A 25225-nucleotide genomic window follows, 5' to 3' on the forward strand; every position below is an offset into this window, starting at 1 on the left:
CATGTATAACATCTTCATCATTTATACTGGTGGTACCATAGGCATGGTAAAAGACCCCGAGACGGGCACCTTTATTCCATTTGACTTTGAATTAATCGAAAAGAATTTACCTGATTTAAGTCGTTTAAATTACAAGTTAACCGTGCATTCCTTTGAGCCAATTATTGACTCATCCAATATGCGTCCAAGCATCTGGTTAGAGATGGCACAAATCATTAGGGATAACTATGCTCATTATGATGGATTTGTCATCTTGCATGGTTCGGATACGATGGCTTATTCAGCATCCATGTTAAGTTTTTTATTGGAAGGATTGCAGAAGCCTGTTGTGTTTTCAGGATCACAATTGCCAATTGGAGAAATACGTACCGATGCACGAGAAAATCTAATGACTGCATTAGAAATTGCATCCGGTAAGAAAGATGGTCGTTCATTAGTGCAGGAAGTATGTATTCTATTTGATAATAAGTTGTTCCGTGGAAACCGTTCCTTTAAATACAACTCCGATAAATTCGAAGCATTCCGCTCACCGAATTACCCGGTATTGGCAGAAGCAGGAATACATATCCGATATAACGAAGAAGTTTTATTAGACAATACCGATAAGGATTTTATTTGTCATTATCATATCGACAACCGTGTTGGAGTATTGAAGTTATTTCCAGGAATAAGTGCCGAAACCATTCAAGCGGTTCTAAACTCAGATGTACGCAGTATCGTTATGGAAACATTTGGTTCAGGAAATACCATGACCGATGCTTGGTTCTTGGATTTATTGGCAGATGCTATTAAATCTGGAAAGAATATCTTAGACATTTCCCAATGTAAGGTAGGCTCTGTAGAATTAGGCCGTTATGAGACTTCACAAGGCCTACAAGCCATTGGTATACTCAATGGTTATGACATGACCTTTGAGACCGCTGTAACAAAGCTAATGTACTTACAGGGAGAATTTGAAAGTCAACAGGAAGTTGCTTATTGGATTCAACAACCAATTCGTGGAGAGTTGACTAAAAACGATTAGTCAACAACTCCGCTACAACGAAAGTACTTCCCCCAACAAAGATGAGATCTCCATCCTTGTATAGATCTTGTGCCGCATCAAATGCAGCTTCTATGCTAGAATAATAGGTCCCTTTTAATCCATGGCTATTTGCTAGTTCTGTCAATTGGTCGGCAGGCATTGCTCTAGGCATATCAGGAGCAGCAAAATAGTAATGAGCATCCTTTGGTAGCAAAGGTAGAATATGTGATAAATCCTTATCACGCATAGCACCAAAGATGAAATGCAATTGATGATATTGTAGGCTTGCTAAGTTCTTTAGAACCTCTTTTATTCCATCCTCATTGTGTCCAGTATCACAGATCACCCAAGGATTTGCTTGTAAGGTTTGCCAACGTCCGCGTAAGCCAGTTAATTCTTGAACATGACTTAATGCATATTGTACTTTTTCCTTCGGAAGTTGGAAGCCCAATTTACGTAATTCGTCAATACAGGTTAGTACACCCAAGATATTCTTGGTTTGATAAGAACCTGTCAAATCACATAACCAAGTATTCTTGACATGATTAGCTTTTGATTCTACCGTTATTTTAAGCCCTTCTGCGAGCCTTTCTGAGGAAAGCACAGTATAGCGGTCCGTAGCATACATAAGCTCAGCATTTAAACTCTTTGCTTTGTCTTCAAACACATGCTGTATTTCTGTTTGTTTTTCAGATATGACGACAGGCGTATTTTGTTTAATAATCCCTGCCTTTTCACCGGCTATTTCAACCAAGGTATTACCAAGAATATTCATATGGTCCATGCCTATATTGGTAATAAGGCAAAGTTCAGGTGAGATGATATTGGTGCTATCCAATCTTCCGCCAAGTCCTACTTCAATAACGGCAATATCCACTTGCTGTTGTGCGAAATAATCAAAGGCCATTGCCACGGTTACTTCAAAAAAGGATGGCTTTAGATCTTCTATTAATTCCCGATGCGTATTAACAAATTCCACCACATGTTGCTCGGGCACCATGTTTCCTTCAATTCGAATACGCTCTCTGAAATCTACCAAATGTGGCGAAGTATATAATCCAGTCTTATAACCAGAATTGGCAAGTACAGAAGCCAACATATGGGAACTAGAGCCTTTACCATTGGTACCGGCAATATGAATAGACTTGAATTTTTTGTGGGGGTTTCCTAATGCTTCACAAAGCAGAAGTGTTTTATCGACATCAGGGTTAAAAGCCGAAGCGCCATCGCGGGTAAACATTGGTAATCGAGCAAATAAATACTCGATTACCGCTGTATATGTTTTCATATCTGAAAAAGATTATCTTACTCTAAATCTGAAGGTGATAAGTCCGGTTTGGGTGTCCGGAGCATTAGCCAAGGAATTTAATCGTGCTCGGCGAACGGCACTAAGGCACTTTTCAACAAGACGATAATCGGCAATAGTAGTACCTTTTGCCTGTCTTGCAGAGATAATTCGACCGCTCTTATCGACCGTAAATTCTACTTTTACAACGCCCGTTTGCTGACCATTATCTTCAACATTTGGACGAACTTCAAAACGACGATTCTTAAGGTCCAACATGGTATTACCAAAACCTGAACCACCTTCACCATAGTTTGAAGCCAAAGGATCACCTAATTCTGAACCTTGGTTACCAGGTGTACTTCCTGTACCATCACCGGTACCCTGTGCATTATTCTTCTTGCCCTTGTACAAAGCATTTGGATTAACAGCAGGAGTAGCATTTTTCTTTTCTGTCGTCGCTTCTACAGCATTGGCCTGTACAGGCTTCTCATTCTTTTTGACAACAGGTGCATCATCCATATCTTGGGTTTGCACCGATTGATCGGTTACTTGCTGAGAAGGCGTAGGAACCGGTGTTGAAGTAGGATCGATTTTATCAGGCTTCACATTATTGGCATTCTCATCCATCGAAGGCTCATCCACACTCATATAATCGTCACCCATACCTTCTGCTGAGGTACCATAATTGACAATAATCCCACCCATTCCGTATTCTGGAATATCTTGGGTAAAAACAATAAAGAATCCGATGGCTGCTAAAGCGGCCATTACTATTGAAGAGATTCCTAATGCCTTTGGGAGATTGTTTTCTTCCTGAATTTGATGATAATACATATCCTAATCCTCTTACTTACGACTATTTATTTTATCAATCGTTTAATTCTAACAATGATTAATCCTTTTTAGGCTCTGTAGCCAAGACTAATTTTATTTTCAATTTATTGGCAATATCCATGACCTGCAAGATGTTTTGAACAGGAACTGTACCATCAGAATATAACATAATGGTTAACTCCTCTCCTGTTGCCATATTGGACTGAATCATCGACTCTAAGCTTTCCAAAGGAACAGCTTGTTTGTCTACATGATAAGTCAAATCACTTGTTATGGAAATGGTCATTGTCTTTTTAGCCACAGACTGCTCTCCCGAAGAAGACTTCGGTAATAACAGCTTTACCACTTGTGGATTTGAAACCGCAGAAGCCAATAGGAAAAACAACATCAAGAAGAACATGATATCGTTCAACGCAGCGGTATGTACTTCAGCGGAGGGTTTATTTCTTCTATTACGTAAATTCATGTGTTTAAAATTTAAAGATTAGTGGAACACCTATTATAAGCTAGGCTCATCCAATAGATCGATAAACTCGATGGCATCAGTTTCGATACGAAGAATCAAACGCTCTACCATCATATTTAAAATATGGTAACCAATATATGCCAAGATACCAATGGTCAAACCAGAAGCCGATGCAATCATTTTTACATAAAGACCTCCAGATACCGAACCAATATCAATACCACCTGCAATTTCCACATCGCGGAAGATCTGGATTACCCCAAAGATCGTACCTACGAAACCAAGCATTGGTGCAATACCAGCGATAATACCCAAGATATTAATGTTTTTCTCTAAGCGAGAAACTTCTAATTTACCTTGATTTTCAATCGCACCTTCGATGTCTTTAATCGGACGTCCAACACGAGTCAATCCTTTCTGCAACATTCTTGATAAAGCGGAGTTACTAGAACGACAAACGGCCATTGCAGCATCCAATTTACCGGCTAATACATTGCTTTTAACCTGTGACAATAATCCACCCTCAGATTTACCAGCTTTAGAGATGGTAATGTATCTTTCAAAGAAGATTACTAAGCCTAAGAAAAACAATAAAATGATGGGGATCATGATCCATCCACCTTTCATTAAAAGTTGAAGTAAATTAAGATCTTCGTGAGTAGCTAAAGCTACGGTCTGTTGTTGAACTTGATTTAAAGAATCTGCTAGTCCTGGGTTCTGTACTAATGACATGATAGATATTAAAAGTTTATGCTGTTTTGATTGATTTAATTAATTTTCTGCACCCATGCATCGGATACATATCTTTTCTGTACTATGGCATTTGCTGAATCAGCTTGAGCCTTGGTAGCATAAGAATCCCAAATTACGGTTTTCTTATTTTTAGCTAGTTTACTAGGGATTACACGTACAGAAGGTATTCCATCCTTATTAAATGCTTCTGCTTGCTCATAAGCTTTAGCTAGTGTACTGTGCTTACCTATAATGATATAATAATGATGCCCCTCAGGGATCAATGGTTTTTTAACCGGAGCCTTTGCTACTGTATCTGCAACAGGAATACTGTCTTGAATTCTCAGGGTACTATCGGTTGCTGCAATGGAATCAGTCTTTATCTGATTCGAGTCCAGAGGAACCGTCTGTTGAATATTCTTATCGTTTGTTAGGTCTAGAACCTCACCTTGATCAGGACGATTAAAATAATATAAAGCTCCAACAATCAACAAACCAATCAATGCCGCAGCAATATACCATATTGCTTTACTCGACTTAGCCGGTTCTTCCTCCTCGTAATAATAAGGTTCTACTTGTTCTGTTGAGTTAGCTTCAGTTCTATTTTCTTCTTCCGGGTTACCCATTACTGGAGCAACATCATCCGTTTGAAGTGTTTCTTGAACGGGCTCCTCTTCTATTTCTGGACTTTCTTCCTCCGTCAATTCATCAATAGGTTCTTCCTCTAATGAAGGTTCAATAATCTCCTCAGGTTGAATTGGCTCTTCCTCTTGTTGAGTGAAAACAACTTCTTCATCTACCTTAGGACGAACTTCCCCTCCATCTACCGGTTGCAATTGAAATCCACTCAGATCTTCCGCTTTAAAGACTAAAGAGTTTCCGTGACGAATTAAGTGTCCTAAATGATGTAAGCTTGCTTGACCATGATCTCTTATCTGATCAAATAGATTGAGAACGGCCTCCTGTACCAATGCCTCAGCATCCGTACGCGAAACCTGATTAGCCTGTTGTATATAATCTGCAAGGTCAACCCCATCAACTGCTTTAGAGTCAAACTCCAAGTAAGTCAAAGGTGGCAGATATACAGCTTTTTGTTCATCATAAACTGAAGATGTATGAATTCGCTTGAAAACACCCAAACCTTTCACATATACTTCATTTCTATGCTTTAATACCTGAAAAATATATCTACCTAAATCCATGAATCCTATTTCCGTGCAAATTTAAAGTTTGTAGACCTTAAAATGAAAAATTAATACCACCTAATATATTGAAGCCTAATTTAGGATAATATAAGTAGCGTTGGTAATCTGTATTCAAAATGTTATTCGCTTTTACAAAGATTCCCAATTGTTTGGTCGCTTTGTATTCAGCACCACCACTCAAATCAAAGAATGAAGCAACATTAGCCTTATTATATGATGTTGGAGGGGTAGTAGCATCAGTATATTTATATTCTCTTGCATAACTTACTCCATGGAATAAAGCTTCTGCATCAATATATAATTTCTCTGAAATGTTGAATCGGGCATTTGCAGCTAATCGCATTTTAGGCATATGCCATGCTTCATCTTGATTCACCATGGTGTAGTTGTCAAGATTCAATCGACCACCTAAGTTAACTAAAGCTGAAAGACGCATATTGATTTCTCCCTCAATACCGACATGCTTAACTGCTTTGTCTCCATCACCATCGTATACCAAGTCAAAGGTAAAAGGTGTCTCCATGCTATTTACAAACAATGGTAATCCTTCAATTTTTCTATAGAAGCCTTTTACTTTGTAACCAAATGTAGCTCCAGCATTTCCTTTAATACCACCGTAGATGTTCATACGTTCAACGGTATTTTGGATATTAAAATCAGGACCTAAATAAGGATTTGTCTTCGTGAAATTACGGAATGATCCTTTATCAACTCCACCTTTAACACCCCCGAAAATATAGAAGTATTCAGGAACTAAAGCGAAATCAATCTCTGCTTCTGGGAAGATGTTAAAGCGTGAGCTATCACCAAATTCAGATACAATATTCGCACCTAAGGTAATATTGTAGTTTTCACCTTTAAAGCGAATGTAAGGATTTAGGTGAGCCAATGAATTGTTCATTTTCCCATCTGGCGTACTTGCACCTGCGATTGAATTAACGTCTACCGCTACATTTGCCCCAACATTGAACGCCTTAAGACGTTTATTTAAATAACCCGATAATGCTATAGAATTCTCTTTAGCATCGAATTTATCTTTATAGATATAGCCGTCTGCTTTTAAAGAGTAGCTAAATGCATCTTCATTATTTGGATCAAAATTACTGGTCAATTCTCCTGATAGGAAGATATCATTGAAGCGTTGTGCTTCACGAGTAGGGTTTAAAGTTTGTCCATTTACATCAGTTGGAATACCATAAAAGCGTGTTCCAAATCCGTTATAACCTACTAAACCATTCACCGTAAATCTTGGAAAAATACGTCTTCCAAATATTCCTACCTCTTGTCTTGAGAATTTCTGATCATCTAAGTTTCCCTTTTGACTTAAGTGTTTTGCATATCCACCGTAACGGATATCCTCATAATCTTCCACCGCAAAATAAGCTTCACCAAGGATGGTATTGAAATTACCGATACCCAATTTGGCATAATTACTCTTTAAGTCGAATATTTGAGAAAATGGGGTTTCCATGATTTTCAATTCCTTAAGACCAGTATTGATATCCAACTTCTTATCAGGAACATTGCCATAGTTTAGCTTCGGCATGTATGCCCTTTTATTGGTCATATCTGGACTACGGCGAATTTTCACTGCATCAGCAAGAATAGGACGGTAATCGCGAACGATATCAAAAGAATCTAAAGTTACTGGGCGGTCAGGCTCTTGTGCATGAGCTGCAAAGCCTAATCCCAATAAGCAGGTTAATATGGTAGATTGTTTAAAAATTGTATTCAACTTCATCTTTTCCTATTCTTATTTTAATTTCTCCAACATTTTATTCGCTGAGTCAAGGATACCATCATCCTTCGTCTCATAGTTTTCTATTATACTTTCCAAAGTAGATTTCGCTTGGAACTTATCGCCCTTACCTTCGTATGCTTGTGCCATCAAGATAAATCCTTTAGCAACCCAATAATCATAGGAAGAGAACGAGTTGGAAATATCTAACGCAGACTTAATTGCTCCGTCATAATTCTTATTCTTCACTTGTTGTTCAGCCACTAAATAGCGTGCTTCTGCACCAGTCTCTGTTTTCGACTTCAAAGCTGCTAGGTTCAACTCTTTCATACCCTCAGAACCTCTACTCGTTGATAAGTAAGCCTTAGCTGCGTATAAGTGTGCTTTTGCAATATCCTCTTCAGAAGCTTTTTCATACTTCTTAATGATATTAGCATAGGTTAAGGTTTCTGTATAATCGCCAATATTAAAATAACTTTCTAGCAAGTTGTTGATTGCCCAGCCATAGTTTTCTTTGTACTCAGAAGTCAATTCCAGTTTTTTCAAGACCTGTACTGCTTCGTTATAAGCTTTATTGCGGAGGTGCAATTTTGAAACGGAAATTAAAGTACGTTCAGTATAAGCTGAAGTCCAATCGTTCATGATGATATTGAAATCATGAAGAGCTTCTTTGTCTTTACCTAGATTAGCATTACTCTCTGCACGGATAAAACGAGCGTGTTTTTCTTGAATTGGTTTAGGGAATTTATCGAAGTAAGCATTCACAGCCTCTACCGTTGCTTGCCAGTTTCCACGATCAAATAAAGTTCGAGCAATCGCAAAGGTATGTGCATCTTGCTCTGCAGTACTTAAATCACCAATATTTGTGCTAGTTGCATAACGGATATACCCTGAAGCATCTCCTTTATCCAAATAAATATTCTCAATAGATCCTAATGCTTGTTTTGCTTCGTCTGTTGTTGGATATTGATTAACCACACGTTGGAATGTTTTCAAAGCAGCATCATTCTCATCTTTATTGTATTGAACCAAACCAATAGTCACCAATGCTCTAGGCACATAGGAACTTCGTGGGTATTGCTCCACCATTTTCTGTAATCCGGCAATCGCTTGATCATGTTGCCCCATTAAGAAATAGGTATAAGGTACTTCAAACGCCACATCATCTGCATAGTTCGATTTCGGATATTTCACCATTACCGATTGCAAAGTAGCGACTTTACCATTGTTATCACCTTGTAACCCTAATAGGATACCCTTTTGGAATAGCGCATAATCTTGACTCTGCGCACCAGAAGCAATTAATCTATCGTAATAGTTTGCTGCCTTACTGTAATTCTTAATTGCTAAATAGGAATCCGCTGCACGTGCCATAGCATCATTACGCGTATTCAAATCAATACCTTCTGAACCACCACCAGCTAAGAAACGCTCGAAGTAATTGGCAGAAGTACTGTAATTGTCATTACGGAATGCTGCATAAGCTAAAGCATAGTTCGCATAGTTGTAAACATCTGTTTTACGAGCTGCAGGTAAAGCTAAGAACTTGTTAAAGTTAGCAACAGCCTCTTTGAACTTTCGAACCTCGTACATTGCCTCTGCTTTCCAGTAAACGGATAAGGCATAGATTTCCTCATCATAACGATTACTTTCTGAACGCATAAACATAGAGATCGCATTCTCAAATGCACGTTCATTATAATATTCCAATCCTCGGTAATAAGTTACCTTTTGGTAAGCTGCATTTGCCTCTTTACCACGATTCTTTAAGTCTTCCAATACATCCACCGCAGCACGGTAGTTCTTGGTGCTTAATAATACCTCAGCTAGTAAAGTCTTCGCTTCTTCATTACGTTTCGTACGCGGATAAGTCTTGATATATTCCTGTACCGCATCCAATGCAACTTGGTGAAATTCTAAATCGTAAGATAATTTAGCGTAATTGAATAAACCTTCTTCTTTTAATTCTGGATCAAACTCCAATTTAGAAGCCTTAAAGAACGCATTACGAGCACCTTGTTTGTTGCCCGTTTTCAAATAAGCATCCCCTAAGCTAATCATCGCACTTTGATAATAAGCATCTGGTTCTTCCAGTTTACTGAATTCCTCAATAGCCTTTTCGTAGTTACCTAACTTATAGTTGATATAACCAATTTGGTAGCTATCTTGGTTATTTTGTGTCTTTCCTTGGTCTTGTGCTTGGAATTTATCGTAATATTCTTTCGATTTATTTAAATCCCCTTTGATGAAATATGTAGCTGCAACAATGCGGAACATATCCGTTTCGCTCTCTTGTTTTGTAGATGCTAATTTCGGAAGTGCATAGTTAAGAACATCGTCATAACGCTTATCTAAGAAATAAAGCGCGGTGATGTAATATGGGTAACTGTTTTCATAAGTTTTTGAACCTTCTAGGCGTTCAAACTCATTCAAAGCTGTCTTGTACTCTTGATCTAAGTAACTTAAGTAAGCATAATAGTAAATGGAAGCTTCCTGATAAGGACTACGTTGATCCTTAAGCTCTGTAAATACTGGCTTTGAGGCTTCATAATCACCAGTCATGAATTTAGCATATGCTAACTTAAAACGGTATTCTAAGTTCTCTGCACCTGCTAGGTTCTTGCTGTCAATTTTCTCAAACCATTCAATCGCTTTTGGATAATCCTTTTTTGCATAATAAGATTTTCCAATCTGAAAATAAGCTGCTTTAGAATTGGCACTTGCCGGATAATCACGTATAAATTTCAGAAACTGATTTTCTGCATCAGATTCACCTAACTCAATCGCACAAACCGCCTGATAATAACGTACATTCTCCTTTAATAAACTTAACTCTTCAGTCTCATCCAGTTGCAAGGTCGATTTGGTACGGATTTGCTCTGCTAAATCAAACTGCTTAGATGCAGAACTAAACTTCCCTCTTTCAAATAATTCTAAGCCCTCTTTATAAGCTTTATTTACCTCCTGCCAAGCTGAATGTTGTGCCAATGCTGGTGTACTCAATAAGCTCATCGCCACACCTACCTGGTAAATTTTTTTATACATACGATCGAATACTCCTTTTATTGATTGCTCTTCTATGATATGTGCATACCCCATTTTTTGGGAATAGAACACTACTTACTTCAACTTACGAAATTAATGGATAACTTCAATGTTTTCCGCAAAAGTTGTTAACACCTGTTAATAACCACCTGTTTTTAACGTAATTTAACAGTATGTACTCCTAAGACTGATTCGCTGAATTTAAAATCAAAAATTTCCGATTCTAAAACGCAATTATTATCGTCCTCGTATCTTCCTCTAGAAAACTCTTACACGAATCCATATAAGCAGAAAACGAGACTGTTTTTAGCAATCTCGTTTTCTTTATGATATTTTATTCATTTTTATCCTCTTTGTCCAGCTAGGAGATATAAAACAGCCATTCTCACAGCTACTCCATTTTCCACCTGATCTAAGATAATGGAATGATCACTATCCGCCACATCCGATGTAATTTCCACTCCACGATTTATCGGCCCTGGGTGCATGATCACAATTTCCTTATCCAAGGAATCTAAGATCTGCTTATTCAATCCATATAACATGGAATATTCTCGTAGAGAAGGGAAATATGCGATATCCTGACGCTCCAATTGAATACGAAGCATATTTGCTACATCACACCAATTTAAAGCCTTCATCAAATCATGTTCAATCTTCACTCCTAGGGAAGCAATGTATTTTGGAATCAAGGTTGTTGGTCCACAAACCATCACCTCTGCTCCTTGTTTTTGCAAACACAGGATATTGGATAAGGCAACACGAGAGTGCAAGATATCACCAATAATGGCCACCTTTTTTCCAGCTACATCACCCAATCTTTCACGAATGGAGAAAGAGTCCAACAAGGCTTGCGTAGGGTGCTCATGCGCTCCATCACCCGCATTGACAATTTGCGCATCGACATGACGGCTCAAGAAAACACCTGCGCCAGCATAAGGATGTCGCATAACGATCATATCCACTTTCATGGCTAAGATGTTGTTTACCGTGTCAATTAAGGTCTCTCCCTTACTTACTGATGAAGAAGATGCTGCAAAATTAACGATATCGGCAGACAGACGCTTCTCGGCTAATTCAAAAGAAAGTCTGGTTCGGGTAGAATTTTCAAAGAAAACGTTGGCAATGGTAATATCCCGAAGGGAAGGCACTTTCTTGATCGGTCTATTAAGGACCTCTTTAAAATTAGCTGCAGTATCCAAGATCAATTGGATATCGTTGCTATTTAAATCTTTTATGCCTAATAAATGACGGGTACTAAGTTGTTCAGATGCTGACATGTGTTAAACAAAATATAATCATTATTTTTTCTCGGTAATCAAAACAATACTGTCTTGATCATCCACTTCTTTCCAACTGACGATAACCTTTTGGGAATCGATGGAATCGACTTGAATACCGATATAATCCGGTTGAATAGGAATCTGTCTAGAGAATCGACGGTCCACTAAGACCATCAACTCGATGAGGTTTGGACGCCCAAATGCTTGGATAGCATCCATAGCAGAACGGATTGTCCTTCCTGTCCATAGAACATCATCCACTAGGATCACATCTTTGCCCTCAATGATAAAGTCGATTACCGTACTGTTCGCTGCCAAAGGGCTAGCTCCTTTCATCCGGAAATCATCGCGATAAAAAGTAATATCCAAAATACCTTTAGGTACATCTACCCCGGTCATGGATTTGATCTCTTCTACTAAACGTTCTGCTAAATAGGTCCCTCGAGGTTGAATACCAATGATAACGGCATTGCTGAAATCACCATGATTTTCAATTAATTGCTGAGACAATCGCTTCAGTGTTATCTGAAACTTAGGACCATCTAATAATATCGATTGTTTCATCTAAGGATTTATTTAGGCAAACTTAAGGCATTTTTTCCAAAAATCGTAATCCTTTCCCCCAATACTTGGACTTCTTAAGCTTGAAATTACCTCACCTTTTGCGCTAATTTCTACTAAACAAGAAGAGCTACAATGTTGTAGCTCTTCTTGTTTTAAATTATATTTTTAATTTCCTCCTTCAAATAATCCTTTATAGGAATTGAAGATTTGATTTGTTTCTGCTAACAGATCCTTCTGATTCGCATCTGTTAAGATGCGTTGATAGTTCTGTAAGGATGCCATCGCGAAACGCATGTTACGACTTTCCAGATTTGGCTTGGTCTCGGCAACAGCCATGTAGTAAGCCATGTTTTCACGAACAAACTTCAAGTTGCGCTTCACAATCTCATTTGCTTTCGTATTCTCACCTGTCTTGTACATCGCATCGATTAAGCTCGAGTAACCATATACTTCCGACATTAAATAGGTACGCTTAGGCAAGTTTTCGTAAGCATTATTTACTAATTTCTTAGCTTCAGCAGACTTACCAATACCAATTAAACCTTGTGCAGTTTCCCCAAAAATACTTCCAGCATACATACTGATGTAGCGGTAAGAATCTGGATCCAAATATTTAGCATGTGCAATATTACCCCATGTAAATTTGTTCATAATATTATTGTAGGTACCTTCCACATCAGCGATTGGTGTATTCACATCACCTTCCGAAGGAATAGCCACTGGCATTAGGCGAAGGGCAAAACCTTCTGACACCAAATATTTATCTAAACCAATATAGTTCTCTTCAGGTGTAGTTGTCGTGAAGTAAACAGGACGCTTCCAATTGTTATTTGCTAAAATAGCCATAATGGAAAGATCCGCACGACTGACAATGTTACCACCATAAGTCCATTGCATGGTATCTACGATCGCATCTTCCCATTCTTTTGGAACAACTTTATTCGCAAGAACAGCTTGTCTATCTACCTTGTATTGCATATTCTTAGTAGGTAGGAAGTTTGCTGATTCCCCACTTTGCAAAGGAATCTTTGCTTGAGGATCATCGGATAACATCAAACCCATCAAATCTTGAATATCAATATGTCCTGGAAGTTGTAAATCGTGGTAATAAATTACATCACGAACACCATCCTTAATCAACTCTGGATCAATATTAATTGGTAATGCATCGGCATTATTTACTTTCTGCATCATTTGTTTCATATACCAATCAGAGCTCAATAAGCTTAAGTTCACCACACGAACATCCGTACGGTAACCTTCTACTTCTTGAACATACCATAGCGGATAAGTATCATTATCACCGTATGTAAATAGGATCGCATTTGGAGCACATGACTCTAGATAATTCTTAGCCATATCACGTGCTAAGAATTTCTCCGAACGGTCATGATCATCCCAGTTTTGACTAGCTAATAATACCGGTCCACAAAGAAGTGAAATACCTGTACCTGCTAAAGCAGCATTCTTGGCATTGATTTTCTTACTTAAGAAATCAGCAATCCATAAAGCACCCATACCAACCCAAATACAGAAAGCATAGAATGATCCTGCAAATGCGTAATCACGCTCACGGGGTTGCATTGGTGTTTGGTTTAAGTAGATTACAATCGCCAATCCGGTGAAGAAGAATAACAATGCCACCACTGTAGCATCCTTCTGATCCTTTTTAAAGTGCCATACAGCACCAAGGATACCTAATATCAAAGGCAAGAAGAAATAAGTATTTCGACCAGCATTCTCTTTTTCAGAATCCGGTAATGCATATTGTCCACCTACTAATAAATTATCGATTGGTTTGATTCCTGAAATCCAGTTCCCTTCTACTAAAGAACCTTGACCTTGTGAATCATTTTGTCTTCCAACAAAGTTCCACATAAAGTATCGGCTATACATATGGCCAATTTGGTAACCAAAGAAGAACTTCAAGTTATCAGCCATCGTAGGCGAAGTTCCCGGAGGAAGTTTTAAATAGTCGCGATAAAATGACTCATGTTTCTCGGAATAAATACGAGGGAATAAAGTCGTTTTATCAAATGTATAATCATATTTCTTTCTAGCAACATTATAACGGTCTGCATCCTTACGGTACACTTTTCCGGTCTCGAACATATCCGTAGGCTTTGCATCAAAGTAACGTCCTTTAAACAAAGGCTCATCACCGTACTGCTCACGGTTCAGGTAACTTAAGAATGAAAATGCATTATCAGGATCCGAGTTATTTAAAGTCGGGTTAGCCTTTGCACGAATTAAAATCATCGAGAAAGAACTATAACCTAAAATGATGAAAGCAACACTTATGAACGCAATGTTCATCACTGGTTTCACCTTCTTATGTGAGTACCAAATACCCCAAACTAAAACGCCTAATACCAAAAGTGCAAAGAAAGCAACACCTGATCCAAACCCAAAACCTAAAGAGTTTACAAATAAGCGATCGAAATGCGCGGCGAATTTAATCAAGTATTGAATGATACCCCAAAGAACAAAGCCTAAAACAACCACACCTAACAGTAATGTTTTGAACACACCGGCGGTTGTTACTTTATTAGACTTGCGGAAATAGATTACTAATGCTAATGCTGGAATAGCCAATAAGTTCAATAAATGGACACCAATGGAAAGTCCCATGACGTAGGCGATTAACACCAACCATTTATTGGCATGAGGTTCATCCGCATGTGCATCCCATTTCAATATCGCCCAGAATACCACGGCTGTACATAAAGAAGACATGGCATAAACTTCAGATTCTACAGCAGAAAACCAAAATGTATCTGAAAAAGTATAAGCTAATGCTCCAACTGCAGCTGCACCCATAATATTGATGGTTGCTGTATTAGAAAGACCTTCATTATTTACAATTCGTCCATATACCTTCTTCGCCAAGGCGGAGATGGTCCAAAATAAAAAGGTAATTGTTAATCCACTACACACGGCCGATCCTACGTTCATCCAATAAGCTATTTTGGTATGATCACCCATGGCTAAATTGGAGAAAACATTTTGTAGCATCAGGAACAATGGAGCACCCGGTTGGTGCACAATTTGCATTTTATAAGCCGAAGCAATAAACTCACCTGTATCCCACCAGCTCGTTGTTTTTTCTAATGTCAGGAGATAAACGATGGTTGCTATAATACCACAGGCCCAACCCAACAGGTTATTAATCTTGTTATAGTTCATACTTGTAACAGAAGGTTATCTAATATTTCTGCTCGAAAATAAGGATTCCTATGAATAATTGGGTAATTACTTTAGAATTTAATCTACCTTTAATCCGTTTTTACTCTTCAATTGCCCTTAATGAGCCTTAAAAGCAAAAAATATCCACTTGAAAATCAGCATATCTAAAAAAATTACCCATATTTTATTTGCATAAACCAAAAGACGACGTATATTTGCATCGTCAAAAGGGGGAACGCCCCAGACATCATTGAAAGATTGCCCGATAGTATAATGGTAGTACGACAGATTTTGGTTCTGTTTGTCTAGGTTCGAATCCTGGTCGGGCAACATAAAAAAAGCTCAGCAAATAATTTGCTGAGCTTTTTTTGTAGTATTTAGTATAGAGTATTTAGTAGTTAGACCTATGGCGCAATATTAAATCCTTTAAAACTTAATACGACTTAGTGTAAAGTACTTAGTAGTTAGACCTATGGCGCCATATTAAGACTTTTAAATTTCAGCAACATACCGCTTATTATAAAGCAGTTATACACACTTCCCTATCTTTACAAGCTTTAAATCTTAGCCAAATTACGTCTAACTACTAAATACTAATTACTAAATACTACTACTCCGGCTTATGTATCCACAGCGGTGTTAGTAACCTATACTTCTCGGTATTATCACCTACAGCTTCAGGATTTCTATTTTGTTCATTTGTTTCATAGACCATTGCTTGAATCCATTGACTGTTGTTCGCTGGATCAAAAATCGTAGTATTCAAGTTTGCTGGTCTTTTAAGACTTGGACCATAGATATCTGCGCTGTAGTCCATTCTACGCATGTCCATCCATGTCTCTGGATTTAGACATAGCGAAATATGTTTCTGACGCATGATATGTGAAAGTCCTGTCTTTAACTGATCAAAGTGTCCTGATAAATTATCGGCTACCTGAGCTGCCCAATATGCATTGATGTCTGCACCTGTAACGCCCAATTTACGCATATTCGATTTCACCCCTTCTTCATAAGCGGCTAATGCTCCCGGCTTATCACCTTTTCTTAAACGCGCTTCAGCTTCGATCAATTTCACTTCAGAATACGTGATAAAACCAAATGGAGAAGTAGTATTGGTGTAAAAACCACTTTTACTAAAACGACCATAATCCTCCGGTTTAGTTTTCGTTGCATCTCCAGGACTTCCATTGGCTAAAACACCTTGTCCATTGCTAATGAATGCCCCTGAACCTGGCCCTCTATATTGACCATCAGATTCCGCTGGTTTCATGATTTTTGAAATCCTAGGATCCTCATATAGGTTGTTGGTCACCGGAAAGGAAGTCAACATATTCACAAAGAACTGTGTCCAAGCGAAATAACGTGGATTAGTAAGTGATTCAAATCCTCCCCAACTTGACCAAGGGTTTTGATCTACTAATAAGCCATCTGCAAGGTATGGGAACTCTGCATCCATTCCATCACCATTAAAAGCATTTTGACAAGCCGTGATTACTTTATCTGCATCATATAAACCTGTCTTTTTACTTAAATGGTTATAATACCGAGCCTTTAATGCCCAAGCAAACTTCTTCCACTTGGCAACATCTCCCTGATATAGGATATCACCATTCTTAACATTTAGATCACGTTTATTGTCCGTGCGCTCAAATGCAGCTATGGCTTCATCTAACATACTTTGAAGGCGTTCATACACCTCCTTTTGCGTATTGAACTTTGGCACTAGGGAAATCATCCCTTTTCCATCGTAAAAATCATCAACCACAATATCGCCATATTGCGCTGTTAATAACCCAAAGTTTAATGCCAATAAAGTCTTACCTACACCAACAAAATGTGGGTTTCCCTCCTCTTCGCCTAATACGATCAAATCTACCGCATTGGGCATTGTGATCACATAGGCATTTTGCCAAGCGAAATAACTAGCTGTAAATCGCCAATTGGCAGCTGCATAACCTCCAGAAGAGGCAGTTTGCAATCCACCATATTGCATGACTCCGGCGAGCTCACGAGTAGCACGCCATTGTGCAGCACCACTAGTCGTTGAAATAGCACCTGCAATACGGCTCGCTGCTTCCACCTTAGAAGGATTGTTTGGATCATCATTAACATCTAAAAACTTGTCACATGAGCTCATGCTAAGCCCTGCAACCGCTAGTGCTGTATATATACTGTTTCTTATAATCTTTTTCATGGCTCTTAAAATGAAAATTTTAAACCTAAATCAAATCCGCGAGTGGCTGGTACACCTAGGTTATCAAAACCAAAGGATCCTGAACCACCAACACCTGCTCCTGACCCTGAAACCTCTGGATCGACACCTGAATAATCTGTAAATAACAACAAGTTACGACCGGTCAATGTGAATTGCAGATTGGACAACCTCAATCGCTCCGTAAATGACGCTGGTGCCTTATAAGACAGACTCACATAGCGCAGGCGAATCCAACTTCCATCTTCCACAAAGTTTCTAGAATTATTGGCAAACTTAGTTTGGTAATAATCCTGTCCCATTGGAATAGCTTTATCATTAACAGCACCGGAAGACTCGATTACCCCTGGTATAACTGCTGTACCACGGTCTAAAGTCATTGGACTTAAACCAGACAGCACCAAAGTATAGGCAGTTGCATTGAATACATCTCCCCCTTGACGAACATCCCACATAAAGGATAAGCCTAAGTTTTTATATTGGAAGTTATTAGTAATACCGCCAATCCAGTCTGGATTACGATCACCAATCATTTCCAAATTAGCAGCTACTTGCGGGTTACCATTGTTATCCAATAGGTACTCCCCTTTATCGTTTGTTTTCCACACACGACCATTAATACCAAATAGCGTTGAATTCAAAAATGCTGCTCCTTGTGCTGCATCTCCTTTTACCCATGCATCGGATAGTTCAACCCGATCCAAGAACCCTGGTAAACTAATAACCTTCGATTTATTAGTGGAGAAATTCACATCAAATGTCCATGAGAAATCTTGCTTCTTCACAGGCTGAACATTTAATATACCTTCAAACCCTTTGTTTTCAATACTACCTCCATTCAGGAAGGCCAAGAAAGATCCAGATGATGGAGGCGTACGTGTCGCTAGAATTTGATCTGATGAACCGTTTTTATACCAAGTTACATCTAAACCTATTCGACTATTTAGGAAGCGAAGGTCTGCTCCTACTTCCCATGAGTTGTCAAATTGTGGCTTCAAAACCGGGTTACCATAGAAATCATTCATATTGACAATAAAACCACGAGGATTAATGGTGAAGTCGTTAATATAAGTTCCCAAGGTAGTCTGCAAACGGTGAGCTGGTGCATCCTTACCAACCTGTGCCCAGGCTGCACGTATTTTACCATAACTTAAGAATCCTGTATCCTCATTCCCTGACAATTCCTTCATTAAGTCAGTCAACACCACTGAGGTACTGATCGCTGGATAAAAGAAAGAATTGTTCGCTTTTGGAAGTGTAGAGGACCAGTCATTTCTAGCTTTGAAATTTAGGAACACGATGTTTTTCCAATCTGCGGTAAAATCACCAAATACACCAAATATTCTTCTTCTCGTAATGGTATTGGCAACTGTACGATCCTTAGGCGCGGTATTGTTAATACCCACAAAGTCCGGATCAACGAAATTACGTGCTGTTGCTGTCTCTGTTTCTCGGAAAGAAGACTCTAGGTTATTCCCCAAAAGTAGGGAGAAATTAAAATCACCAGCTGATTTCTTCGCCGAAGCCAAGAAGGTCGACGTCGTAATTTGGTTCTGTGTCTTTGCAGTTGCTAAATATCCTGTCAAACCTGTAATCGAAGTCGGTGTGGTTAAACTCTGGAAGGTATCCCCATAGAAATCCGTTCCTAAGCGATAAGTCAGGTTTAACCATTCTACTGGGTCATAGGAAATATCACCAACAACGATGGCTCTATTCACCTTACTAGTGATTGGTTTTTTGTTGATGGTCCAATAGGGGTTATCAATTGCCGTTTCAGAACCTTCAGAAATAACCAATTGTGTTCCATTGTCATTGAGGTAATTGGTCATATCCAGATTCTTTGGCCAATAAATTGCACCCATGACACCATTTTCAGAACCTTGCGGGAAATAGGTCCTTGCCGTATTCATATAGGTCATGTTAGCTCCGATCTTAAGGTTATCGAAAACTTTATGATCGGCATTCATGCGAAAAGAACGACGTCCAAATTCGGTATTCTTCGCTATACCCTCTTGTTGAAGGAGATTCCCTGATGCGTAAAAGGTGGTCCTATCTGATCCTCCACTAAAGGATACATCATGATTTTGACCAAATCCCGTTTGAAAGAATTGACCTAAGTTATCATAAATGGTTTCATTACTCGAAAATTCAGGTCCCCATGATTGATAACTATTGTCCTCATATACGCCCAAGCGCCCTTGCTTAAATTTAGACTGCAATTCAGGTAATTTATTGGCATTATCAAAGGAAAAGGTATTGCCATAAGTTACTCTACCTTTTCCAGCACCCTTTTTAGTGGTGATGATAATAACCCCACTTCCTGCGCGCAATCCATATAAGGCAGCTGCTGCTGGACCTTTCAAGACAGACATGCTGGCAATATCCTCCGGATTGATATCAATCCCGCGGTTTGATGCCGGTGCAGTTCCTGCAGTTAATCCCCCTTGAGATACCGGTGTTGTATTGTCGATAGGAATACCATCAACAACAATCAAGGGTTGGTTCTCTAAACTCAACGAACTTCCTCCACGAATTAAGATGTTAGATGATGCCCCTGGCGAACCCCCGGAATTCGTAACCTGAACCCCTGCTACCTTACCCTGTAAGGTATTCACTAAATTGGGCTGATTACTTTCTGTGATCTCTTTGGAGCTCACATTCTGAGCGGCATAGCCCAGACTTCTGGCCTGTTGCTTGATTCCCATCGCGGTGACAACGACTTCATCAATCTTCTCATCGGTAGTTTGCAGTACAATGTTGTAGACATTGCCTGTACCTACCACTTGGTCCTTCTCCCCAGAACCAAGCAGGCGAAAAATTAATGTTTCGCCTGGCGCAGCTTGAATGCTAAACGAACCATCGGCATTCGTTTGAACAACCCGATTGGTCCCCTTAACCATTACCGTAACATTCGAAAGAACTTCCCCATTGGCGGAAGTAACCTTTCCAGTTACCGCTTTTTGCTGTGCCATCAAACAGGATGCATACAATGCCACCCCGAAAAAAGTAAGTAAAAATCTTCTTTTCATTTGTTTGACTTTTTGTGAATAATACTGTGTTAGCTTATCTATTGGTTATCATAAAATAGACAACACAATTGTACAAAAAATTCACTCATTGCCATCTACAGCAACATTATGATCAAAAAAACGAATAGGAATCACATCTATTCCCAAGCTAATTTTGTAGACAGAAAATAATTTTTATGGATATTAGAATACTTACACGATATTCAAGAGATAATATTTTAATCGTAAAGACATTTTACAATAAACAAAAGAAATAAATTATATTTTTTGTTTTCATTTAGCATGAGAGGGATTATAAGGAATTGTAACAAGGAGAAAAATTCAAACAATTTTTATTGAATTAAAACAAAAGCTCATAAGGAACCTTTATTCGTTTATTTCATGGATGAAGCATTTATTCCTTGGATGAGTTTTCGATGTTGTTCAGGATCATGCTGATCGAGACGGAGTTTTCGGATAGGTTGTGATACGCAATTCTTCCGGATATTGTGAGCACAGCTTTGATATTGTTGTATAAGATCCTCAACTCGAATTAAGGTTCTTTGGTACTCTTGAAATAATTCTAAAATATTTTGATGTTGTAGCTTCAGTTTCTCCAGGTCATCTTTGACATCATGATCTATATAAATTGCTTCAACCTCCTGTATTAATCGAATTAATTCCGCATGTTTAATAGCATTGATCCCTCGCATTATTCCGAATTTAAACGTCAATTAATTTTTAACACAATCACCTACCACAACTAACTGATTATTATCAGCTTAAAAAGATATCCCATCAATAATTTGCCTTGACAATCAACCGTTTATTAATTTAGCTAGGTATATACATAGTCTTGATGAGGTATAAATTCTGACATCGGAATTTTCATGACGATATAGAAATTAAAAAACCATGACACCTTTACGAAATCAAATTTAAGGAGAAGAATAAGAATTTAAGGTTATCATTTTGTTAAGAAGAATTAAAGAAATGAGCACTTCAAAGCGGAATTCAAATTAAAGAACTACGGTTCAGCAAAGTAATTTTAAATTTTAAAACATTTACATAACTTTGCGGCTACAATTAGTTAACAGAGCTAATCGCGTTAACACATGATTAAGGACAGGAAACAATATCAAAACAAAAACTCCAAATAAATCATTTCACCATGCCTTTGCAATTCAACACCGTAAAATTATTCGCAGGTTCTGGAACTCAAGAACTTGCTGAAAAAATCTCTAAGTCTTACGGAAAGCCACTTGGCGATAAGACCTTGTCTAAATTCTCCGATGGCGAAATTCAACCATTCTACAACGAGTCTGTTCGTGGAAGTGACGTTTTCATTATTCAATCGACCAATCAACCTACCGACAACTTGTTGGAGCTATTATTGATGATCGATGCTGCAAAACGTGCTTCAGCACACTATATTACAGCTGTTGTTCCTTACTTCGGTTTTGCACGTCAAGATCGTAAGGATAAACCACGTGTTGCAATTGGCGCGAAACTAATCGCTAATTTAATTACTGCAGCTGGCGCACACCGTATCATGACCATGGATTTACACGCTGCTCAAATCCAAGGTTTCTTCGATATCCCGGTTGATCACTTAGACGGTGCTATCATTTTCGTTCCTTACATCAAATCTTTGAAATTAGAGAACTTAATGATTGCTTCTCCAGATATGGGTGGTTCTTACCGCGCTCGTACCTTCGCAAAATTCTTCAATGCGGAAGTTGTGATCTGTGATAAACGTAGAAAGCGTGCTAATGAAATCGAATCCATGTCCATCATTGGTGATGTTACTGGACAGGATGTTGTATTAATCGATGATATCTGTGATACTGCAGGTACGCTTTCTAAAGCTGCTGCCCTTATCATGGAAAATGGTGCTAAGTCTGTTCGTGCAGTATGTACGCATGCGGTACTTTCTGGTAAAGCCTATGAAACCATTGAAAACTCTGTATTATCTGAAATGATCGTTACAGATACTATTCAGTTAAACCCGGAAAAAGCAGCACAATCGACAAAAATCAAAGTGCTTTCTACTGCTGATTTATTCGCTAGTGCTATTAAAAACGTCAATGAGCACGGATCGATCTCCGACTTATTTGATGTAAAATAATATTTTAGGTTATTTCTTAACCTTAAAAGCCATCTTAACTAGATGGCTTTTTTTATGAATGGTTGTTAGGAAACAAGTTCTTATTGAATAATAAAATCAAGGAGTTATCTTATTGTTTTATTCTTTGCGTTCTTTTATCAATATCTCAAAAAAGTTAACCTTATAGTTTGGAGTTTCTGCATCTTTAATGTAGGTTGATGTAGTTAGGTGTATGGCGGTCGATGCATGCATCGACCCTACAAACAATTGTGAAAATATTGGCAATTCTTTCCAAAACTGTAGGGTCGAAGCATGCTTCGACCGTTATTCATAATTCAACAAATTCCAACCCGCCAATAGGTCTAAAATCTGGTGCCTATCGTCTGTTATCAAACCACCTATTGCCTCACATCTAATAGCGTAGCGGTCTCCTATCTCCCATCTATTTCTGATGTCTTTTGTCAGTAGTCTCATAGTCTCTTACAAGGGTTTTCTTTGACTCTTATTCGGATCTCCTTCGGAACTTGTTCGGATCTTGTTCGGATCTCGTTCGGTTCCGACCGAACGAGATCCGAACAAGATCCCTATCAGATCCTTAGAAATTCCCTTAGAGTCTCGAAGCAATATGTAGTCAATATTTAGTCAGTATAAAGCCAAATCTTTACTTCACACAGAATATATTTGGAAAGGGATTCAAGTATTACATGGGTTTCAGATTGTGACACTAGTTTGTTGGTGACTTTTCCACTTGACTTTGCTATAAATTCAACATTATCGTATAACAATGAAATAGCGTAATTTCTGTTTCGTTTAAGGTTTAAACTATGGTTGGGGTATGAAATTAAGGAAATAGCTGAGGGATAGGAATTAAGGGGAAACATTATTTACAAAAAATCCTTCAATTAATTAAAACAAATCAATATCTTTGCACCTCATATTTTTAAAATTCATAAACAATGAAATCAATTGCTATTAGCGGTTCTGCAAGACAGAACGTAGGGAAAAGAGAATCGAAGGAATTGCGCTACGAAGGACAAGTTCCTGCAGTTCTTTACGGAGGTAAAGAGCAAACGCATTTTTCGGTATCCGCAGCTGATTTGAAACCAGTTCTATACACTCCAGAAGTGATTTTCGTAGAATTGGAAATCGATGGCAAAAAAGCAAAAGCTATCGTTCAAGAAGCTCAATTCCACCCATTAACTGACGTAGTTACACACGTTGACTTCTTGGAGTTATTTGATGACAAAGAAGTTTCTGTAAACATTCCAGTAGCTTTAGTAGGTACTTCTCCAGGTGTTAAAATGGGGGGTAAACTAGTTCAGAAATTACGTAAGCTTCGTGTTAAAGCTTTACCTAACAACTTACCTCAAGAAATCGAAATTCCGATGGAAGGTCTAGAAGTTGGTAAATCTTACCGTGTAAGACAAGTAAGCTTAGAGAATGCAACAGTATTGAACAACAGCGATGATACGATCGTTTCTGTAGTTATGTCTCGTGCATTACGTCAAGCAGAGCAAGAAGCAGCGAAAGCAGCTAAAGGCGGTAAAAAATAAGGATAGATCAGCTTCTAGGAAAGTGCAAACTTTCCAAAAGTGGAATTCTAACCCAAAGATTAAAAGAGGTATTGTTAGCAATACCTCTTTTTTTGTGCTTTCTTCTAAAGATTCCAATAAAAAATGCAGACATCTCCCGACGCCTGCATCTCGATTAGAATATATAAACAAATGTTCAACGTTGATCGTTGTAAATCCCTGCACTGTACAGCAGGACTGGAACTTAATTATTCAGGGTTTCTTCCAGTTTAATGGATTTTGGAAACAGAATATTGTTTTCCAGGTGAATATGCTTGTGCAGATCGTTTTCAAAATCTTCCAACATTTCAAAGGCTACTTTATAGGTACTACAGCCATCAGCAGGTACAGTATAATTCGAGGTTAGTTCTCTTATTTTTTCGAAGCGATCACCTTCCGCTTCATGTTCATGAAGCATCATCTGGATCGGGTTCTTCACGGTACCAAAAGCTGGAGCAGCAGGAACCTCTTGTTCTGATTTTGATTCCTCCAAACGTTCAATAAAGGGGAATAATATCTGCTCTTCCTTTTGCAAGTGATGACCTAAGTCCACAGCCGACTCTTCAAAGAGTCTATTGATTTCATGTAATTCTGGATGACGATCACCATGCACGCGAGCCACTTTGTTCAGGTAGGCTAGTAATACTGGAGTTTTCTCGCGTACATAACGGTGGTGCGTCTTCACTATATAGGAAACCAGAAGATCCGATGGCCATGAGTTGAAATCAATCTGCTCAGAAGATGGCTCATTAAGCACTTGATTCAATTCGATGAGCAAAGGCTCCAGTTTAATGTTCTTCTTTGCTGCAGCATCTTCGATGCTTCGTTGACCACCACAACAAAAATCCAATCCATATTTAGAGAATACAGCGGCAGTCTTGAAGTTCTTCGCAACCACATCGCCAATCTTAATCTTTTCTAACGTTTCCATAATCTTTATTCTTAAATCTTATCCTTAATTC

At 38.5% G+C, this 25225-nt stretch carries 18 protein-coding genes and 1 tRNA gene; 4 read left to right on the plus strand and 15 right to left on the minus strand.

The features are described 5' to 3' along the window. The first annotated feature begins 1 nt into the window (after window position 1). Window positions 2-1024, plus strand: a complete 1023-nt coding sequence (locus tag ABD676_RS11810) for an asparaginase (RefSeq protein WP_344674892.1) — start codon at window positions 2-4, stop codon at window positions 1022-1024. Here ABD676_RS11810 and ABD676_RS11815 read toward each other — a convergent pair. From ABD676_RS11815 to ABD676_RS11860, 10 genes are all read right to left on the minus strand, one after another. Beyond that, complete coding sequence (locus ABD676_RS11815; RefSeq protein WP_344674893.1) at window positions 1011-2312, minus strand: bifunctional folylpolyglutamate synthase/dihydrofolate synthase; 1302 nt, start codon at window positions 2310-2312, stop codon at window positions 1011-1013. The genes ABD676_RS11810 and ABD676_RS11815 overlap by 14 nt on opposite strands. Window positions 2313-2324: 12 nt before the next feature. Next, on the minus strand, window positions 2325-3146 hold the full coding sequence (locus tag ABD676_RS11820) for an energy transducer TonB family protein (protein WP_344674894.1): 822 nt from the start codon (window positions 3144-3146) through the stop codon (window positions 2325-2327). 58 nt (window positions 3147-3204) lie between these two features. Then, window positions 3205-3612, minus strand: coding sequence for an ExbD/TolR family protein (locus tag ABD676_RS11825; protein ID WP_344674895.1), 408 nt, complete (start codon window positions 3610-3612; stop codon window positions 3205-3207). 33 nt (window positions 3613-3645) lie between these two features. After that, complete coding sequence (locus tag ABD676_RS11830) at window positions 3646-4344, minus strand: MotA/TolQ/ExbB proton channel family protein (protein WP_344674896.1); 699 nt, start codon at window positions 4342-4344, stop codon at window positions 3646-3648. Window positions 4345-4379: 35 nt separating this feature from the next. Then, on the minus strand, window positions 4380-5546 hold the full coding sequence (locus ABD676_RS11835; protein ID WP_344674897.1) for an SPOR domain-containing protein: 1167 nt from the start codon (window positions 5544-5546) through the stop codon (window positions 4380-4382). A 37-nt stretch (window positions 5547-5583) separates the two neighbouring features. Next, window positions 5584-7290 carry a TonB-dependent receptor gene (locus ABD676_RS11840; RefSeq protein ID WP_344674898.1) on the minus strand — a complete coding sequence of 569 codons (1707 nt, stop codon included), beginning with the start codon at window positions 7288-7290 and terminating at the stop codon, window positions 5584-5586. Between the two features lie 12 nt (window positions 7291-7302). Further along, window positions 7303-10332, minus strand: a complete 3030-nt coding sequence (locus tag ABD676_RS11845; RefSeq protein ID WP_344674899.1) for a tetratricopeptide repeat protein — start codon at window positions 10330-10332, stop codon at window positions 7303-7305. Between the two features lie 344 nt (window positions 10333-10676). Then, window positions 10677-11612 carry an aspartate carbamoyltransferase catalytic subunit gene (locus ABD676_RS11850; protein WP_344674900.1) on the minus strand — a complete coding sequence of 312 codons (936 nt, stop codon included), beginning with the start codon at window positions 11610-11612 and terminating at the stop codon, window positions 10677-10679. Window positions 11613-11633: 21 nt separating this feature from the next. Continuing rightward, complete coding sequence (pyrR, locus tag ABD676_RS11855; protein ID WP_344674901.1) at window positions 11634-12179, minus strand: bifunctional pyr operon transcriptional regulator/uracil phosphoribosyltransferase PyrR; 546 nt, start codon at window positions 12177-12179, stop codon at window positions 11634-11636. A gap of 165 nt (window positions 12180-12344) precedes the next feature. Beyond that, entirely contained in the window at window positions 12345-15365 is a 3021-nt protein-coding gene (locus ABD676_RS11860; RefSeq protein ID WP_344674902.1) for a glycosyltransferase family 117 protein, read from the minus strand. A gap of 259 nt (window positions 15366-15624) precedes the next feature. Between ABD676_RS11860 and ABD676_RS11865 the strand changes: the two genes are divergently transcribed. Continuing rightward, window positions 15625-15695 (plus strand) — tRNA-Gln (locus ABD676_RS11865). Window positions 15696-15975: 280 nt separating this feature from the next. On the opposite strand, the gene ABD676_RS11870 is transcribed toward ABD676_RS11865, so the two are convergent. The 3 genes from ABD676_RS11870 to ABD676_RS11880 form a co-directional block, all read right to left on the minus strand. Beyond that, window positions 15976-17559 (minus strand): SusD/RagB family nutrient-binding outer membrane lipoprotein, encoded by a 1584-nt coding sequence (locus ABD676_RS11870; RefSeq protein ID WP_344674903.1) that lies wholly within the window; start codon window positions 17557-17559, stop codon window positions 15976-15978. A gap of 5 nt (window positions 17560-17564) precedes the next feature. Next, window positions 17565-20606, minus strand: a complete 3042-nt coding sequence (locus ABD676_RS11875) for a SusC/RagA family TonB-linked outer membrane protein (RefSeq protein WP_344674904.1) — start codon at window positions 20604-20606, stop codon at window positions 17565-17567. A gap of 374 nt (window positions 20607-20980) precedes the next feature. Continuing rightward, a complete protein-coding gene (locus ABD676_RS11880) occupies window positions 20981-21298 on the minus strand; it encodes a hypothetical protein (RefSeq protein ID WP_344674905.1) in 318 nt (105 codons plus the stop codon). Between the two features lie 458 nt (window positions 21299-21756). Between ABD676_RS11880 and ABD676_RS11885 the strand changes: the two genes are divergently transcribed. Beyond that, window positions 21757-22713: a ribose-phosphate pyrophosphokinase gene (locus ABD676_RS11885; protein WP_344674906.1), complete on the plus strand. Its 957-nt coding sequence runs from the start codon at window positions 21757-21759 to the stop codon at window positions 22711-22713. A 303-nt stretch (window positions 22714-23016) separates the two neighbouring features. Here ABD676_RS11885 and ABD676_RS11890 read toward each other — a convergent pair whose 3' ends face one another. Next, window positions 23017-23166, minus strand: a complete 150-nt coding sequence (locus ABD676_RS11890) for a hypothetical protein (protein ID WP_344674907.1) — start codon at window positions 23164-23166, stop codon at window positions 23017-23019. A 482-nt stretch (window positions 23167-23648) separates the two neighbouring features. Between ABD676_RS11890 and ABD676_RS11895 the strand changes: the two genes are divergently transcribed. Beyond that, on the plus strand, window positions 23649-24245 hold the full coding sequence (locus ABD676_RS11895; protein WP_344674908.1) for a 50S ribosomal protein L25/general stress protein Ctc: 597 nt from the start codon (window positions 23649-23651) through the stop codon (window positions 24243-24245). Between the two features lie 223 nt (window positions 24246-24468). On the opposite strand, the gene ric is transcribed toward ABD676_RS11895, so the two are convergent. Beyond that, window positions 24469-25194, minus strand: a complete 726-nt coding sequence (gene ric / locus ABD676_RS11900) for an iron-sulfur cluster repair di-iron protein (protein WP_344674909.1) — start codon at window positions 25192-25194, stop codon at window positions 24469-24471. Window positions 25195-25225 lie beyond the last annotated feature (31 nt).

The organism is Sphingobacterium kyonggiense (genome assembly GCF_039536825.1).
In the GTDB taxonomy this organism is placed as follows: Bacteria; Bacteroidota; Bacteroidia; order Sphingobacteriales; family Sphingobacteriaceae; genus Sphingobacterium; species Sphingobacterium kyonggiense.

What these genes read in the sequence shown, in the direction of transcription:
- ABD676_RS11810 (WP_344674892.1), top strand. Translation starts at nt 2, where the DNA reads ATGTATAACATCTTCATCATTTATACTGGTGGTACCATAGGCATGGTA.
- ABD676_RS11815 (WP_344674893.1), bottom strand. Translation starts at nt 2,312, where the DNA reads ATGAAAACATATACAGCGGTAATCGAGTATTTATTTGCTCGATTACCA.
- ABD676_RS11820 (WP_344674894.1), bottom strand. Translation starts at nt 3,146, where the DNA reads ATGTATTATCATCAAATTCAGGAAGAAAACAATCTCCCAAAGGCATTA.
- ABD676_RS11825 (WP_344674895.1), bottom strand. Translation starts at nt 3,612, where the DNA reads ATGAATTTACGTAATAGAAGAAATAAACCCTCCGCTGAAGTACATACC.
- ABD676_RS11830 (WP_344674896.1), bottom strand. Translation starts at nt 4,344, where the DNA reads ATGTCATTAGTACAGAACCCAGGACTAGCAGATTCTTTAAATCAAGTT.
- ABD676_RS11835 (WP_344674897.1), bottom strand. Translation starts at nt 5,546, where the DNA reads ATGGATTTAGGTAGATATATTTTTCAGGTATTAAAGCATAGAAATGAA.
- ABD676_RS11840 (WP_344674898.1), bottom strand. Translation starts at nt 7,290, where the DNA reads ATGAAGTTGAATACAATTTTTAAACAATCTACCATATTAACCTGCTTA.
- ABD676_RS11845 (WP_344674899.1), bottom strand. Translation starts at nt 10,332, where the DNA reads ATGTATAAAAAAATTTACCAGGTAGGTGTGGCGATGAGCTTATTGAGT.
- ABD676_RS11850 (WP_344674900.1), bottom strand. Translation starts at nt 11,612, where the DNA reads ATGTCAGCATCTGAACAACTTAGTACCCGTCATTTATTAGGCATAAAA.
- pyrR (WP_344674901.1), bottom strand. Translation starts at nt 12,179, where the DNA reads ATGAAACAATCGATATTATTAGATGGTCCTAAGTTTCAGATAACACTG.
- ABD676_RS11860 (WP_344674902.1), bottom strand. Translation starts at nt 15,365, where the DNA reads ATGAACTATAACAAGATTAATAACCTGTTGGGTTGGGCCTGTGGTATT.
- ABD676_RS11870 (WP_344674903.1), bottom strand. Translation starts at nt 17,559, where the DNA reads ATGAAAAAGATTATAAGAAACAGTATATATACAGCACTAGCGGTTGCA.
- ABD676_RS11875 (WP_344674904.1), bottom strand. Translation starts at nt 20,606, where the DNA reads ATGAAAAGAAGATTTTTACTTACTTTTTTCGGGGTGGCATTGTATGCA.
- ABD676_RS11880 (WP_344674905.1), bottom strand. Translation starts at nt 21,298, where the DNA reads ATGCGAGGGATCAATGCTATTAAACATGCGGAATTAATTCGATTAATA.
- ABD676_RS11885 (WP_344674906.1), top strand. Translation starts at nt 21,757, where the DNA reads ATGCCTTTGCAATTCAACACCGTAAAATTATTCGCAGGTTCTGGAACT.
- ABD676_RS11890 (WP_344674907.1), bottom strand. Translation starts at nt 23,166, where the DNA reads ATGAGACTACTGACAAAAGACATCAGAAATAGATGGGAGATAGGAGAC.
- ABD676_RS11895 (WP_344674908.1), top strand. Translation starts at nt 23,649, where the DNA reads ATGAAATCAATTGCTATTAGCGGTTCTGCAAGACAGAACGTAGGGAAA.
- ric (WP_344674909.1), bottom strand. Translation starts at nt 25,194, where the DNA reads ATGGAAACGTTAGAAAAGATTAAGATTGGCGATGTGGTTGCGAAGAAC.